Here is a 14972-nt window from a genome sequence, read left to right on the forward strand (position 1 = left end):
TTTAGTTTTAACTGTATTATGTTTTCTTAAAAAAAATACAAAAACGTTGTAACAAAAATAATAGTGCCTCGTCTTGACTATATAAGCTTACTTGTAAATACTGATTAATTAAATAAATCACAATAAGCAAATAACTTATAACCGACCAAAAACCAACAAATAACCAATTATGAATCAAGTTGCGTTTATAGAATTGATTAATCCTTTTAAAGACAAAGTTTTTCGTCTGGCAAAAAGATTATTAACCAGTACTGAAGAAGCGGAAGACGCCACTCAGGAAGTAATGGTGAAATTATGGAACAAAAAAGAAAATTTAGACGCTTATAATAATATCGAAGCTGTTGCAATGACAATGACCAAAAATTATTGTCTCGATCAGTTAAAATCTAAAAGAGCAGGAAATTTAAAAATAGTTCATAATAATTACACAGATCGTGAGCCGCAGTTAGATAAAAAACTAGAAGATTCAAATAGTCTGGAATGGGTTGAAAAAATTATAAATCAGTTGCCCGAGCAACTCCAAATATTAATTCAGCTTCGCGATGTTGAACAATATGAATTTGATGAAATTGCGAAAATTGTCAACATGAATGAAACGGCTATTCGGGTAGCACTTTCGAGAGCAAGAAAAAAAATAAGAGAATCAATGGTTAATACACACAGTTATGGAATTAGATAAAATAGAAAATATATTAGAAAAATACTTTCAGGGAGAAACTACTATTGCCGAAGAAAAAGAATTAAAAGAATATTTTTCTTCACCGAATGTTGCGCAGCATTTAGAGCAGTACAAACCAATGTTTGGTTATTTCTCTCAGGTAAAACAACAAAAAACGACGCAGGAGATTCCACTACAAACTAAAAAACGAAATGTGGCGTGGTTATCAATTGCAGCTTCAGTTGTTGTTATACTAGGAATAGGAGCCTTTTATCTTGCAAGTCAAAAAACTACAGCTCCTGTTGTAGCGCAATCAGAATTAGGAACCTATGATAATCCGGAAGAAGCACTTGCTGCAACGCAAAAAGCTTTGGCTTTATTATCGAACAATGTGAATGTAGGTATTGAAAGTGTACAATACATTCAGGAATATGAACAATCAAAAAACAAAATTTTTAAACAGTAAATCAATCAAAAAAATAAACAAAATGAAAAATTTCATCATAACATTAGTATTCGCATTCGTTAGTACCGCTTTTTATGCTCAGGGAGCATTTGATAAATTTGATGGTCAGGACGATGTAACGTCGGTACTTGTCAACAAAAAAATGTTTGACATATTGAGTAAGGTAAAAGTAGATCCGTCTGATAAAGAGGCTCAACAATACATGAGTCTTATTAAAAAACTTGACAATTTAAAAGTGTTTACCACAAAAAACGCAAAAATTGAAGCCGATATGAAACTTTCTGCTGATAAATACATTAAAACAGCGAATTTGGAAGAACTGATGCGTATAAATGACAGCGGAAAAAATGTAAAAATATACGTTAAATCAGGTGCTACAGACAGTAAAATAAGAGAATTATTTATGTTTATTGACGGTGCAAAAAACGAAGAAACCGTTTTACTTTCTTTAACTGGAAATTTTGATCTAAACGAAATCTCTCTACTTACAGACAAAATGCAACTTCCTGGAGGTTCTGACTTAAAAAAAGCCTCTAAAGGCAAAAAATAATCATGAGACTTAACGTTTTTACCTCGGCCCTTTTAGTGTTACTAACTTTAGTAAGTTGTAATTCTGAACCTTCATTGCAAAAATATTTTGTACAGAATACCGATAACAAAGATTTTATCGCTCTTGATATTTCGCCAAGTATCCTAAACATTGAAAAAACGAAGCTAACTGCAGCACAAACAGAAGCTTTAAATTCTTTTGATAAAATGAACATACTGGCATTCAAAGCTAATGCTACAAATCAGGTGCAATTTGAAATCGAAAGAACAAAAGTTAAAACTATTTTAAAGGATCCAAAATACCAAAAATTAATGTCTTTTGGTTCAGGTAAAGACGGCGCTTCTATAAGCTACGTTGGTACAGATGAAAACATCGAAGAGTTTGTAGTTTTTGCCAACAGAAAAGAAAATGGTTTTGCAGTAGTTCGTGTTTTAGGAAAAAATATGAATCCAAATAACATCATGACTTTAATGTCGGTTTTACAACAATCAAAAATTGACATGGAACAATTGAAGCCTTTGCAGCAATTGATTAATACTAATAAATAATATAATCTTACAATAAATAGAAAAAGCTCCATAATTGGAGCTTTTTCTATTTATTGTTTTTTGCTTTCTCATATCGCATTTTCAAACCTTCTAAATAAGGCGCTTTTTGTTCTTCTGCTAAAGCTATTGATTTTTCAAAATTAATTAATGCTAAATTTCTCTTTCCATTTAACTCAAGCATATCGCCATAAGCCAAATAAACCATAGGAGATTTAGAATATAAAACAGTATTACTTTTAAAAATATATTCTGCTGCAATGGGATTATTTTTAATATTTTGAGAACCGAAAAAATTAACATCACCCTCGCCAAATAAACCTAAATCAATTCCCTTTTTAAAAATTTCTGTTATTTGCTGCTCCATTTTTTCATCATTCTTTTCAGAATGTGATTGAACTTCTTGCTTAATGATAATTTCTAATTCATCATAAAGTTTTTTTGATTCTAATGCTTTTTTATTTCTGTAGATTTCCGCAGCCTTGCGTGCTAAGTCAACCGTTGCAGTATAGGCATTTTCATTTGAAGTTTTTACTTCAGGAATAACACCTATTCCTTCCCAATTTGTTTTTGTCACAGGATTTATCCCTGTTCCTGTTGGTATAAAGATTTCTAAATCAGAATTTATTTTAAAGACATCACCAGGATTCGCAGCTCCTCCAGTGGTTTCTCCAACTAATGTCGCTCTCTTTTGACTTTGCATATTATAACTAAATTCCTCTGCACCTGAAAAAGTTTTTGGGCCGGTAATGATAAACAAGGGAACATCAATCTTTTTCTTTCCATTTACTTCATGAGTAATAACTTCTTCCTTTCGATTTCCTTGTCTAAAATAAAGTGTATTAATCAATAAATTACTTTCCAAAAAATAACTACATAAATAATTTACTGTTTTAGGATTACCTCCTCCGTTGTTTTGTAAATCAACAATTACAGCATCGGTATTTGCCAAAAGATGCATGTAAGCATCAATAGTAATATTAGTTTCTGAAAGAAAAAAGCTGATATTTAAATACCCAATATTTCCATCAAGTATTTTTACCTCCTTAAAACCACTGGCTTGCTTTCGGGTATCGGTATAGTTTTTAAAATACATTTCATAATCAGTGGTTGAATTTTCCTGTTGTTTTACAGGTGCAAAAGCAGGCCAAACACCCAAATGCTTATCACCATTAACTACTCTAATTTCTTTAGTTAAAGCAACTGCAAAAGAATCAATTAGCTCCTGTTTTTTAAATTCCCCTTCCTTTAAACTTTTATTTAAATGACTAACAATTAATTCAGCCTTATCTGGAAAAACATAATGTTCATGTAGTAATAAATCAATTTTACTGATGGTTTCTTTTTTGAACTTCTCATTTATTTTTTTCTGCCCAAAAACTTCGGCTTTAAAAACAATGACAAATAACAAGAGATGGATAAAAAGTGATTTCATGTTTTTTCTTTAGAAATAATTACAATAAAAATTACGGAGTTAAATCGGTCCTTATCAAATATAGGTAAATATTTCATTATCAAACACAAGTTAAAAAAAGGCATAAAAAAAGCCCCATTTTCATGGAGCTTTTTTAATATCAGGATTTGAGATTATTTACTCAAATACATTTTTCTTCTTGAGTACAACTCGTAGAATTGATCGTCTTTTAAGTCATCAATAAACAAGATGCTCTCTCCAGTTGATTTCATTTCAGGTCCTAATGCTTTGTTTACATTTTGGAATTTGCTGAAAGAGAAAACTGGTTGTTTGATTGCATATCCTTTCAATTGTGGATTAAAGTCAAAATCAGTTACTTTATTGTGACCTAACATTACTTTCGTAGCATAGTTTACATAAGGCTCTCCGTAAGCTTTTGCAATAAATGGTACTGTTCTCGATGCTCTTGGATTTGCTTCAATAATATAAACCGTATCATCTTTAATCGCAAACTGAATATTGATTAAACCTACCGTTTTTAAAGCTCTCGCGATTTTATAAGTATGGTCTTTTATCTGTTGCATTACGAATTCTCCTAAGTTGAAAGGAGGCAATGTAGCATTACTATCTCCAGAGTGAACTCCACAAGGTTCGATGTGCTCCATAATTCCGATGATGTAAACATTTCCATCAGCATCACAAATTGCATCTGCTTCCGCTTCGATTGCTCCAGCTAAATAATGATCTAAAAGCAATTTATTTCCTGGAATCGTTTTCAATAAATTGATTACATGCTCCTCTAATTCTTTTTTGTTGATTACAATTTTCATTCCCTGACCTCCTAATACATAAGAAGGACGAATCAATAATGGAAAATCTAAAGTATCTGCTAAGGCAGAAGCTTCGTCAGCTGTTTCAGCAATTCCAAATTGTGGGAAAGGAATATGCAATTCTCTCAATAAGTCAGAGAATCTTCCTCTGTCTTCTGCTAAATCAAGTGCATCAAAACTAGTTCCGATGATTTTCACTCCGTATTTAGATAATTTTTCAGCCAATTTCAAAGCGGTTTGTCCACCTAACTGCACAATAACACCTTCTGGTTTTTCATGCTGAATGATGTCATAAATATGTTCCCAGAAAACTGGTTCAAAGTATAATTTATCTGCTGTATCAAAATCAGTCGAAACTGTTTCCGGGTTACAGTTGATCATAATTGTTTCGTATCCACATTCTTTTGCTGCCAAAACTCCGTGTACACAAGAGTAATCGAACTCGATTCCTTGTCCAATTCTGTTTGGTCCTGAACCTAAAACGATGATTTTCTTTTTATCGGTAACAACGCTTTCGTTATCTACATAACGCTCGCCATTTGCTTTTTCAATTTCTGCCTCAAAAGTTGAGTAGTAATAAGGTGTCTGTGCTTTAAACTCAGCTGCACAAGTATCAACCAGTTTGAATACACGGTTGATGTTTTGATCCATACGCAAAGTGTGAACTTCACTTTCCAGACAATTCATCATGTGAGCAATTTGTCTGTCTGCAAAACCTTTTTGTTTCGCTTCAAGTAAAAGCTCTTTTGGAAGATTAGAAATTTTATAGTTCGAAATTTCTTTCTCTAAAGTATAAAGTTCTTCGTATTGTTTTAAGAACCACATATCAATTTTTGTGATTTCATGAATACGACTCAACGGAATTCCCATTGCAATCGCATCATAAATTACAAAAACACGATCCCAGCTTGCAAATGTCAGTTTCTCGATAATTTGCTCGTAATTGGTATAACCTTTTCCATCAGCACCTAAACCATTTCTCTTGATTTCTAATGACTGTGTAGCTTTGTGCAATGCTTCCTGGAACGAACGCCCAATTCCCATTACCTCACCAACAGATTTCATCTGAAGTCCTAATGTTCTGTCAGCACCTTCAAATTTATCAAAGTTCCAACGTGGTATTTTAACGATTACATAATCCAATGTAGGTTCAAAAAGAGCCGAAGTCGATTTTGTAATTTGGTTTTGCAATTCATCTAAATTGTATCCTAAAGCCAGTTTAGAAGCAATTTTAGCAATTGGGTAACCCGTTGCTTTTGATGCCAGAGCAGAAGAACGCGACACACGAGGGTTAATCTCGATTGCTACGATATCTTCTTTATCGTCTGGTGAAACTGCGAATTGTACGTTACAACCTCCTGCAAAATTTCCGATACTACGCATCATCAAGATGGCATAGTCACGTAATTTTTGGAAAGTAGTATCAGATAATGTCATAGCTGGTGCAACTGTAATCGAATCTCCGGTATGAATTCCCATTGGATCCATATTTTCGATTGAACAGATAATCACCACATTATCATTTTTATCTCTTAAAAGTTCCAATTCATATTCTTTCCATCCTAACAAAGCTTTGTCAATCAATACTTCGTGAATTGGTGACATTTCTAATCCGTAGGTTAGTTTTTCGTCAAATTCTTCTTTACTGTGAACAAAAGCTGCTCCTGTTCCTCCTAATGTAAACGAAGGGCGAATTACTAATGGAAATCCAAATTCCTGAGCAATTTCTTTTCCTTCAAGGAAAGAAGTAGCGGTTTTTGCAGGCGCGGTAGGTACATTTATTTTTTGAAGCAATTGTTTAAATTGCTCTCTGTCCTCGGTAATATTAATAGCATTTACATCAACACCAATTAATCTTACTCCGAAATCCTGCCAGATTCCTTTTTCATCAGCTTCCAAACATAAATTCAAAGCTGTCTGCCCTCCCATTGTTGGCAAAACCGCATCAATTTGTGGATGTTCCTTCAGAATTTCAATAATCGATTTTGTAGTTAATGGTTTCAAATATACATGATCGGCCATAGTTGGGTCGGTCATAATAGTCGCTGGATTTGAGTTTATCAAGATAACTTCAATTCCTTCTTCACGAATAGAACGTGCAGATTGAGATCCTGCATAATCGAATTCGCAAGCTTGACCAATAACAATAGGACCTGATCCTATTATTAAAACTGATTTTATTGATGTGTCTTTAGGCATTGTATTTGTATTGTGTAGTTATATAAAGTACTTAAAAAAACATTCTTAGTATATTCTAAACTAGAACGTTGCAGGTTTTTTACCGACAAGGTATAAAAAAAGGCGATACTAAAAAAGTAATCGCCTTATGTATGTTTATACAAACATTATTTTTTGTGTCTAGGTTCGCTAGAAACAGTTAATTTATGTCTTCCTTTTGCTCTTCTACGCGCCAGAACTTTTCTTCCATTCGCAGAAGCCATTCTGTCCATAAATCCGTGCTTATTTCTTCTTTTTCTTTTCGATGGTTGAAACGTTCTTTTGCTCATTGCTTTGTATCTTTAAAATGGTATCTAATATCTCTTTTCTGTTTTTGAATATCGTTATTCTAAAACCGAGTGCAAATATACAAAGACTTTTTTTTCTGGCAAGTACTTTAATAAAAATATTTTTAATTCATTTTACTATATTTGCAAGCACAAATATACACCTATTATGTTTAACAAAAATATTAAGCTTATTTTGGCCGGACTTCTTGTAGTTGCTGGCGTTTGGCAATTTACAGAGAGTAATATCGGGAATGGTATTTTCCTTATATTATTGACGGCAATTCCGATTTTTCTTTATTTTAAAAATGAATTTATCCTTTTAGCCTTCCTAAAATTAAGAAAACAAGATTTTGAAGGAGCTAAAAACTGGCTGGCATACATCAAAAATCCGGAATCGGCATTAGTTAGAAAACAACAAGGATATTTTAACTACCTACACGGAATCATGTTATCTCAGACTAATATCAATCAGGCAGAGAAACATTTCAAGAAAGCAATCGAACTTGGTTTATCTATGGATATGGATTTAGCTGTAGCAAAACTAAACCTTGCAGGAGTTGCAATGTCACGCAGAAGAAAATTGGAAGCTACTAATTTATTGAATGAAGCTAAAAAATTAGACAAACAAGGCATGCTGAAAGAGCAAATCACAATGATGAAAGAGCAAATGAAGAAAATCTAAATTTCTTTAAATTACTATATTTAAAATCCCAAATTCGAAAAGAGTTTGGGATTTTTTATTTTAGATTTTAGAATGTAGATTTTAGATTTTTAAAGCTAACATTAATAATCAGGAGCTATTTCCTGCTGTCCTTCCAAATCTTTTGTGCCGAACCCCGGCACAAAAGGATTTTCCCTCCCATCAGGGCTAGGGCACTCATTTTCAAAAGAAAATTTATCCCCTTGAATTATTAATTCTCATTTTTTTTGTCATTTCGACCGAAGGGAGACTTGAGCGATAGCGACAGGCGAAGCAAATCACACTAGAAGCTCCACAATCAAAATCATCAATCTTTGTCGAGTCACCCGTCTGATTTCTACCTTCGGTCGAAATAACAATGTTGTGGAAAAAATCTTTGCGTATTATCTTTGTCAAAGTTTAAAACTTTGACAAAGATCTCATAACGATAATCGTTTGGAATTTGGAATTTGGGATTTAAAAATTGGAATTTTACAAACTTCTAATCCTCCAATATAATCGAAGGCAAATTCTCATTCAGCCATTTATATTTATTGAGAATCATAACATGGGTTCCTCCTTTTACAATAATACAGCTCTTAATATATTTTATCGGAAAAACATCATCCTTATCACCATGAATATGAATTACCTTTTCATCACGCTGATCTCTATCCCATAAAATCACATTTTCTACAGCCCACTGCAGGTAATGAAGATCTCGCATCGCCAGAAACTTTTCATAAAGCTTTATACGTTTATTGATTTTTTCACCAAAAGAATATTTTGCAAGGTTTTCAATATTCAGAATCAACTTCATCGGAATCAACTTATAAGCTTTTGTAGTTTTTCCGATTTTCATTCTTCTTGGAAATTCCGTATTGCTTCTAACACTGGAAATAATGATAATTTTCCGAACCTGAATATGTTTCGCCATTTCCTGAACCAGGATTCCACCAAAGGAAACACCAATCAAAACCGGATTTTCATGTTTGATGTTCTTAGTGATGCGTAGCGCATAATCAGACAACGATTCTTTAGACTGCGGAATTTCCCACTCCAACAGACACATTTCAAATACAGCTTCATCTAATTTAATTCTTTCAAAAATGCTTGAGCTAGCTGCTAAACCAGGCATAAAATATACAGGAATTTTACTCATTTGGCAGAAAAGGAATTTTTAATTACGGTTTTTCAATTTCAAGATAAATTTACTTTTTTTACTAATATGCACAGCAAATCTTACACCATAATTCAATATTAAAACAAATAAAATTACAAAAGGAGGATAATCCCAGCACTTAAAAAAATAATTTTATATTGAAAATCAAATGATTACCTTTGTATGCCAAATAATTCTTATTCAATCTTCTTCAAAAGAAGTTTGAACGAATTAAAACCCGAATCTATATTAACATTTTTCACCTACTAAAACATGTAAAATTATGGAACCTATTGAAACAATTATGGAAATCAAAGACAACACTTTCGCAAGACAATTTGAGACCATAACCCCTGAAGGACTAATTTCTGTTGAGTATTCATTTCAGGAAAAGAAAATTTTCCTAACCAAAATCAATACTCCCGAAGGTTTTGAAAATCAAGAATTGATTAACACATTACTCAAAAGCATCATGGAAATTGTCATTGAAAAGAAATTCAAACTAATGCCTATTCATCCAAAAATTGTGCTTTTCATCAAGAAAAACCCAAGGTACAAAGAATTACTACCTCCCGGAATTAGAATTTAATTTCTCGATTTCTCCACAAAATAAAAAAGCACAAGTTAATCCTTGTGCTTTTTCGTTTTCATATAGATTGAAAAATTATTTTTCGATCTCTCTCATAGAATCCATTTTTTTATGCGCTAAGAAACCGGCAACATCTTCAAAATGCTCTTTTACTCTTTTGTTTCCAAACTCAAAAACTTTAGTTGCTAATCCGTCAAGGAAATCACGGTCGTGAGAAACCAAGATTAATGTTCCGTCAAAATCACGCAATGCATCTTTAATAATATCCTTAGTTTTCATGTCTAAGTGATTTGAAGGCTCATCCAGAATTAATAAGTTAACAGGTTCCAATAACAATTTAATCATTGCCAAACGCGTTTTTTCTCCTCCGGAAAGCACTTTTACTTTCTTGGTAATATCATCGCCCTGAAACATGAAGGCTCCTAAAATATTTTTAATCTGCGTACGAATATCTCCAACAGCAATAGCATCGATAGTTTCAAAAATCGTAGCATTCTCATCCAACAATGAAGCCTGATTTTGAGCAAAATATCCAATTTGTGAATTGTGACCAATATCTACACTTCCTTCATCGATACCAATTTCTTTCATGATCGCTTTGATCATGGTCGATTTACCTTCACCATTTTTACCAACAAAAGCTACTTTTTGCCCTCTTTCAATAACAATATTTGCATCTTTAAAAACAACATGATCTCCGTACGATTTAGATAAATCTTTTACTACAACAGGATATTGTCCTGAACGTGCTGCCGGCGGGAATTTTAATTTTAATGCAGAATTATCTACTTCATCAACCTGCACAATAACTAATTTCTCCAACATCTTAACACGCGACTGAACCGCATCGGTTTTAGAGAATGTCCCTTTAAAACGATCAATAAAAGCTCTGTTATCAGCAATCATTTTTTGCTGCTCATCGTACGCTTTTTGTTGATGTACACGACGGTCTTTTCTTAATTCTAAATAATGAGAATACTTCGCTTTGTAATCATAAATTCTTCCCATTGTAACTTCAATAGTACGATTTGTGATATTATCTACAAACGCTCTATCGTGCGAAATTACCACAACAGCCTTAGCCTGATTTAATAAAAATTCTTCTAACCACTGAATACTTTCGATATCCATGTGATTAGTTGGCTCATCCAGTAAAATTAAATCTGGTTTTTGCAATAGGATTTTCGCCAATTCTATACGCATTCTCCATCCTCCTGAAAATTCAGAAGTCTGACGCGTAAAATCCTCACGTTCAAAACCTAAACCAACTAAAATTTTCTCAACTTCGGCCTCGTAATTCACTTCCTCGATCGCATAATATTTCTCACTTAAGTCAGAAACTCTTTCGATCAATTTCATGTATTCATCACTTTCATAATCAGTACGAACCGTTAATTGCTCGTTGATTTCATCGATTTCAGCTTTCATTTTAAAAATCTCACCAAAAGCTTTTGATGCCTCTTCCATTACAGTCGAACCATCTTTAGTCAATAAATGCTGAGGCAAATAGGCCACTACAGCATCTTTTGGAGTTGAGATACTTCCGGTAGAAGGTTTACTTTGACCAGCAATTATTTTTAGAAGTGTCGATTTTCCCGCACCATTTTTACCCATAAGGGCAATTTTATCATTTTCATTTATAGCAAAAGAAACATCGCTAAATAATGTAGTTCCACCAAACTGAACCGAAATATCGTTAACTGTAATCATTTAGATTTTTAGATTTTAGACTGCTTAGATTTTTAGACTTCTTAGCAAGTGTTTTTTTGAAGGTGCAAAGATAGATTTTAATTAGATAATGTGCCAATTCTAAATGTGGCAATTTGTCAATTAGATAATTAGATAATTTCAAGAATTAGAAAATGTGACAATGAGATAATTAGATAATTTTTGAATTAGAAAATTAGACAATTAGACAATTTCTTAAATTCCTAATAAAACAAAACCCGACAGGTTTTAAAACCTGTCGGGTTTGCTAAAATTATCTAATTTTCTAATTGACTAATTATCTAATTAATCTTTTCTCCATTTTTTAGTTTCCTCAAAAATATGTTCCAGGATCGCGGATTCTGTTTCATCAAATTCAATATTTCTGCGTCCCATAACCAATTTAGCCGTTTCGAAAGCTTTTTTAGTTACATAAGTAGTAAAACCAGCTGCTCCACCCCATGAAAAACTCGGGACAAAATTGCGAGGAAAACCACTTCCGAAAATATTAGCACTCACTCCTACTACAGTTCCGGTATTAAACATTGTGTTGATTCCGCATTTACTATGATCTCCCATCATTAAACCACAAAACTGAAGTCCGGTTTTAGCAAAACCCTCTGTTTCATAGCTCCACAACTTTACTTCTTCATAGTTATTTTTTAGGTTTGAATTATTACTATCAGCACCAATGTTACACCATTCCCCTAAAACAGAATCACCAAGGAAACCGTCATGCCCTTTATTTGAATTGGCAAAAAGAACCGAATTTTTCACTTCACCACCAATTCTTGACCCCGGACCAACAGTTGTTGCACCGTAAACTTTAGCATTCAGCTTCACTTGTGCATTTTCACATAAAGCAAATGGACCACGAATTACAGTTCCTTCCATAATCTCAGTATTCTTACCTATATATATAGGACCATTTGAAGCATTTAGCGTTACAAATTCTAATTTTGCTCCTTCTTCAATAAAAATATTTTCAGCAGCTATAACATTTACACTTTTTGGAATTGGCTGCGACTTTCTATCTTCTGTCAAGAAAGCAAAATCTGCACGAATGGCAGCATCATTTTTAGAAAAAATATCCCAGGTGTGTTCAACTGTTAAACAATCGTCGTTATATTGAATGATTTCATAAGAATCAAAATCAACTTCTTCCTGATTTTCAGTTGTAAAAAAAGCAATTACATCATCACCTTTAAAAATGGCTTGATTTTCTTTTAAATCAGAAACCATTTCAGCAAGCGTATCATTTGGTAAATACGCAGCATTTATCATGACATTTTCTTCCATTTCCACCATCGGAAATTTGACAGATAAATAATCCTCAGTAATAGTTGTTATGGTTGAGCCCAAACGCGCTTCCCATTTTTGACGAATCGTCATAATTCCGATTAAAATATCAGCCACTGGCCTTGTAAAAGTAAAAGGCAATAAAGCATTCCGGACTGGACCGTCAAAAAGAATATAATTCATAAATAAAAAAATTTGTACCTGTTAAAATCTTGATTTGGTTATCGAGTTCAAAGTTACAAATATTTATGAGTTTCACTAAAAAGCCTTTTATTCAAATAATGAAATAATTGCTTTTTTACAGTTAAGGTTAAATTGCAAAAAAACATGCTTTTCATATTTATAATTATTTAACAGCAAAGTGCGCAAAGATTTTTTATCCGTTAGTATGTTTAGAAAACACAAAGTGCGCAAAGCTTTGAGTCGATTTAGCTTTGCGAACTTTGCCTTTTTTATAAAAACCTAATAGTAAAAATCTTTGCGCACTTTGCGGTTAAATTTTACAATCCATAAAAAAAGCCTTCCAAATTGGAAGGCTTTTGTATGAATAAAAACAGTTATTAGTTTTTAACGTGTTTTGCATATTTAGTTTTGAACTTGTCAATACGTCCTGCAGTATCGATAAGTTTAGATTTACCAGTATAAAAAGGATGAGATGTTCTAGAAATCTCCATTTTTACAACTGGATACTCAACTCCGTCAACTTCAATTGTTTCTTTTGTATCTGCAGTAGATTTAGTAATAAAAACTTCGTCATTTGACATGTCTTTAAATGCAACTAATCTGTAATTTTCTGGGTGAATTCCTTTTTTCATCTTTTCTTTTATTTATTGTTTAGAGCATTTTATTTTGAAGCTTTTCCATGGTTAGAAAAAGGTGTAAACAAAGGCTACTCTTTTTTGTTTAAAAATTTAATTATTTTTGAGTGTGCAAATTTACAATTCTTTTTTAATAAACAAACATTTAGCTCACTTTTTTTAGTAAAATTCAAAAAGCATTTTTTGTCCTCGATTATATTGGGAATTGCTATATTTGTGGATTAATTTTAAAACATATAGAAATATGATTAATGAAGTTATAAAAAAGAACGGGATTACTTACGGAATTATCTTAGGTGTTGTTTTAGCATTGATTACTGCCACAATGTACGCAATTGATCTAAAATTGTTTGTTTCTGGTTGGATTACAGCGGTAAAAATCGTTATTTATTTAACTATTAGCATTTTAGTATTATCAAAAACAAAAAAAGAATTAGGAAATATTTTTCCATTTAAATCAGCTTTCACTACATCTTTTATTACTGTCCTTGTTGGTATTCTAATTGCTACATTATTTGACATTATATTATTCAATTTTGTAGATCCAGGAGCTAAGGAAACTTTAAGTGATATAGTTATTAAATCAACTGTAGAATTCATGCAAAAACTTGGAACACCAGCATCAGCCATAAATGATGCAATAGCCAAAATGAAAGAAACAAACAACTTTGACACGCTACAGATACTAAAAGGAACCATTTTTGTTATAATTATTGGTGCTGTTTTCAGTTTAATTATGGCAGCATTTTTCAAAAGCAAAACTATACAAGAATAAAAAAATAAATGAATTTATCTATACTTATACCGCTTCTAAACGAGGAGGAATCACTTCAAGAACTCTATTCGTGGATTATTAAAGTGATGCAATCTAACAATTACTCTTATGAAATCATTTTTGTAGATGATGGAAGTACAGATGATTCTTGGAATATTATTGAAAGTTTTTCAAACGAAAATCCGAATGTAAAAGGGATTCGTTTCATGAAGAATTTTGGAAAATCACAAGCTTTGCACGCTGGTTTTGCAAAAGCAAAAGGTGACGTCATTATTACTATGGACGCCGATTTACAGGATAGTCCGGACGAGATTCCAGGATTATACGAAATGATTACCAAAGAAAAATTTGATTTGGTTTCGGGCTGGAAAAAGAAACGCTACGATTCTGTTGTGGCAAAAAATCTTCCTTCTAAATTATTTAACTGGGCAGCCAGAAAAACTTCAGGAGTTGAATTGAATGATTTTAACTGTGGATTAAAAGCATACAAAAACACCGTTGTAAAAAACATCGAAGTATCTGGCGAAATGCACCGATACATTCCGGTTTTGGCAAAAAATGCCGGTTTTAATAAAATTGGAGAAAAAGTTGTAATTCACCAGGCCCGTAAATATGGCGAAACCAAATTTGGTATGGATCGTTTTATTAATGGTTTTCTGGATTTAATTACCATTTGGTTTTTATCAAGATTTGGAAAACGACCGATGCACTTATTTGGTTTATTAGGATCCATTATGTTTATGATTGGATTTTTATTAGCTTTATATTTAGGTATCGATAAATTATTCATTCATAAAACCAGTCGTTTAATTACGGAAAGACCGCATTTTTATTTATCAATTACATCAATGATAATAGGAACGCAATTGTTTTTAGCAGGTTTTCTTGGTGAGATTATTTTACGCACTAAAAGCAACGAAGCACGTTATAAGGTTGCCCGAGAGGTTAATTTTTAACATAAACGCCTAGCCCT

Annotated in this window: 15 protein-coding genes; 8 read left to right on the top strand and 7 right to left on the bottom strand. The window is 32.5% G+C overall.

Annotated elements, in window-relative coordinates; genetic code table 11:
- The first annotated feature begins 169 nt into the window (after positions 1-169).
- Genes BUA98_RS16760 through BUA98_RS16775 form a run of 4 tightly spaced genes read left to right on the top strand, consistent with a single transcriptional unit; the run spans position 170 to position 2222 of the window.
- Complete coding sequence (locus tag BUA98_RS16760; RefSeq protein ID WP_072974436.1) at positions 170-679, top strand: RNA polymerase sigma factor; 510 nt, start codon at positions 170-172, stop codon at positions 677-679.
- On the top strand, positions 666-1124 hold the full coding sequence (locus BUA98_RS16765; protein ID WP_072974438.1) for a hypothetical protein: 459 nt from the start codon (positions 666-668) through the stop codon (positions 1122-1124). Before BUA98_RS16760 ends, BUA98_RS16765 begins: the two co-directional genes overlap by 14 nt.
- Before the next feature lie 22 nt (positions 1125-1146).
- Positions 1147-1674 carry a DUF4252 domain-containing protein gene (locus BUA98_RS16770; RefSeq protein ID WP_072974982.1) on the top strand — a complete coding sequence of 176 codons (528 nt, stop codon included), beginning with the start codon at positions 1147-1149 and terminating at the stop codon, positions 1672-1674.
- 2 nt (positions 1675-1676) lie between these two features.
- Positions 1677-2222: a DUF4252 domain-containing protein gene (locus BUA98_RS16775; RefSeq protein WP_072974440.1), complete on the top strand. Its 546-nt coding sequence runs from the start codon at positions 1677-1679 to the stop codon at positions 2220-2222.
- 46 nt (positions 2223-2268) lie between these two features.
- Here the strand turns inward: BUA98_RS16775 and BUA98_RS16780 are convergent, their stop codons facing one another.
- The 3 genes from BUA98_RS16780 to rpmH all read right to left on the bottom strand — a co-directional run bounded on the left by BUA98_RS16780 (position 2269) and on the right by rpmH (position 6970).
- Positions 2269-3654, bottom strand: a complete 1386-nt coding sequence (locus BUA98_RS16780) for a S41 family peptidase (RefSeq protein WP_072974442.1) — start codon at positions 3652-3654, stop codon at positions 2269-2271.
- 152 nt (positions 3655-3806) lie between these two features.
- Entirely contained in the window at positions 3807-6662 is a 2856-nt protein-coding gene (carB, locus tag BUA98_RS16785) for a carbamoyl-phosphate synthase large subunit (RefSeq protein WP_072974444.1), read from the bottom strand.
- A gap of 146 nt (positions 6663-6808) precedes the next feature.
- Positions 6809-6970, bottom strand: a complete 162-nt coding sequence (gene rpmH, locus BUA98_RS16790) for a 50S ribosomal protein L34 (protein WP_008464848.1) — start codon at positions 6968-6970, stop codon at positions 6809-6811.
- A gap of 166 nt (positions 6971-7136) precedes the next feature.
- Here rpmH and BUA98_RS16795 point away from each other — a divergent pair, with 166 nt between their 5' ends.
- Entirely contained in the window at positions 7137-7652 is a 516-nt protein-coding gene (locus BUA98_RS16795; protein WP_026984100.1) for a hypothetical protein, read from the top strand.
- 499 nt (positions 7653-8151) lie between these two features.
- Here the strand turns inward: BUA98_RS16795 and BUA98_RS16800 are convergent, their stop codons facing one another.
- A complete protein-coding gene (locus tag BUA98_RS16800; RefSeq protein ID WP_072974446.1) occupies positions 8152-8811 on the bottom strand; it encodes an alpha/beta hydrolase family protein in 660 nt (219 codons plus the stop codon).
- 304 nt (positions 8812-9115) lie between these two features.
- Here BUA98_RS16800 and BUA98_RS16805 point away from each other — a divergent pair, with 304 nt between their 5' ends.
- The gene (locus BUA98_RS16805; protein ID WP_072974983.1) at positions 9116-9400 is read left to right on the top strand and encodes a GNAT family N-acetyltransferase; all 285 of its coding nucleotides are present in this window, start codon (positions 9116-9118) and stop codon (positions 9398-9400) included.
- Between the two features lie 75 nt (positions 9401-9475).
- Here the strand turns inward: BUA98_RS16805 and BUA98_RS16810 are convergent, their stop codons facing one another.
- From BUA98_RS16810 to BUA98_RS16820, 3 genes are all read right to left on the bottom strand, one after another.
- Positions 9476-11110: an ABC-F family ATP-binding cassette domain-containing protein gene (locus BUA98_RS16810; RefSeq protein WP_072974450.1), complete on the bottom strand. Its 1635-nt coding sequence runs from the start codon at positions 11108-11110 to the stop codon at positions 9476-9478.
- Positions 11111-11413: 303 nt separating this feature from the next.
- On the bottom strand, positions 11414-12589 hold the full coding sequence (locus BUA98_RS16815) for a GlmU family protein (protein WP_072974452.1): 1176 nt from the start codon (positions 12587-12589) through the stop codon (positions 11414-11416).
- A 377-nt stretch (positions 12590-12966) separates the two neighbouring features.
- The gene (locus BUA98_RS16820; RefSeq protein WP_029272307.1) at positions 12967-13221 is read right to left on the bottom strand and encodes a type B 50S ribosomal protein L31; all 255 of its coding nucleotides are present in this window, start codon (positions 13219-13221) and stop codon (positions 12967-12969) included.
- Between the two features lie 247 nt (positions 13222-13468).
- On the opposite strand from BUA98_RS16820, the gene BUA98_RS16830 reads away from it, so the two are divergent.
- Positions 13469-13999 (top strand): DUF4199 domain-containing protein, encoded by a 531-nt coding sequence (locus BUA98_RS16830; RefSeq protein WP_072974456.1) that lies wholly within the window; start codon positions 13469-13471, stop codon positions 13997-13999.
- Between the two features lie 8 nt (positions 14000-14007).
- Positions 14008-14955, top strand: a complete 948-nt coding sequence (locus BUA98_RS16835) for a glycosyltransferase family 2 protein (RefSeq protein WP_072974458.1) — start codon at positions 14008-14010, stop codon at positions 14953-14955.
- Positions 14956-14972 lie beyond the last annotated feature (17 nt).

This window comes from Flavobacterium saccharophilum (assembly GCF_900142735.1).
GTDB classification, from domain to species: domain Bacteria; phylum Bacteroidota; class Bacteroidia; order Flavobacteriales; family Flavobacteriaceae; genus Flavobacterium; species Flavobacterium saccharophilum.

What these genes read in the sequence shown, in the direction of transcription:
- BUA98_RS16760 (WP_072974436.1), top strand. Translation starts at nt 170, where the DNA reads ATGAATCAAGTTGCGTTTATAGAATTGATTAATCCTTTTAAAGACAAA.
- BUA98_RS16765 (WP_072974438.1), top strand. Translation starts at nt 666, where the DNA reads ATGGAATTAGATAAAATAGAAAATATATTAGAAAAATACTTTCAGGGA.
- BUA98_RS16770 (WP_072974982.1), top strand. Translation starts at nt 1,147, where the DNA reads ATGAAAAATTTCATCATAACATTAGTATTCGCATTCGTTAGTACCGCT.
- BUA98_RS16775 (WP_072974440.1), top strand. Translation starts at nt 1,677, where the DNA reads ATGAGACTTAACGTTTTTACCTCGGCCCTTTTAGTGTTACTAACTTTA.
- BUA98_RS16780 (WP_072974442.1), bottom strand. Translation starts at nt 3,654, where the DNA reads ATGAAATCACTTTTTATCCATCTCTTGTTATTTGTCATTGTTTTTAAA.
- carB (WP_072974444.1), bottom strand. Translation starts at nt 6,662, where the DNA reads ATGCCTAAAGACACATCAATAAAATCAGTTTTAATAATAGGATCAGGT.
- rpmH (WP_008464848.1), bottom strand. Translation starts at nt 6,970, where the DNA reads ATGAGCAAAAGAACGTTTCAACCATCGAAAAGAAAAAGAAGAAATAAG.
- BUA98_RS16795 (WP_026984100.1), top strand. Translation starts at nt 7,137, where the DNA reads ATGTTTAACAAAAATATTAAGCTTATTTTGGCCGGACTTCTTGTAGTT.
- BUA98_RS16800 (WP_072974446.1), bottom strand. Translation starts at nt 8,811, where the DNA reads ATGAGTAAAATTCCTGTATATTTTATGCCTGGTTTAGCAGCTAGCTCA.
- BUA98_RS16805 (WP_072974983.1), top strand. Translation starts at nt 9,116, where the DNA reads ATGGAAATCAAAGACAACACTTTCGCAAGACAATTTGAGACCATAACC.
- BUA98_RS16810 (WP_072974450.1), bottom strand. Translation starts at nt 11,110, where the DNA reads ATGATTACAGTTAACGATATTTCGGTTCAGTTTGGTGGAACTACATTA.
- BUA98_RS16815 (WP_072974452.1), bottom strand. Translation starts at nt 12,589, where the DNA reads ATGAATTATATTCTTTTTGACGGTCCAGTCCGGAATGCTTTATTGCCT.
- BUA98_RS16820 (WP_029272307.1), bottom strand. Translation starts at nt 13,221, where the DNA reads ATGAAAAAAGGAATTCACCCAGAAAATTACAGATTAGTTGCATTTAAA.
- BUA98_RS16830 (WP_072974456.1), top strand. Translation starts at nt 13,469, where the DNA reads ATGATTAATGAAGTTATAAAAAAGAACGGGATTACTTACGGAATTATC.
- BUA98_RS16835 (WP_072974458.1), top strand. Translation starts at nt 14,008, where the DNA reads ATGAATTTATCTATACTTATACCGCTTCTAAACGAGGAGGAATCACTT.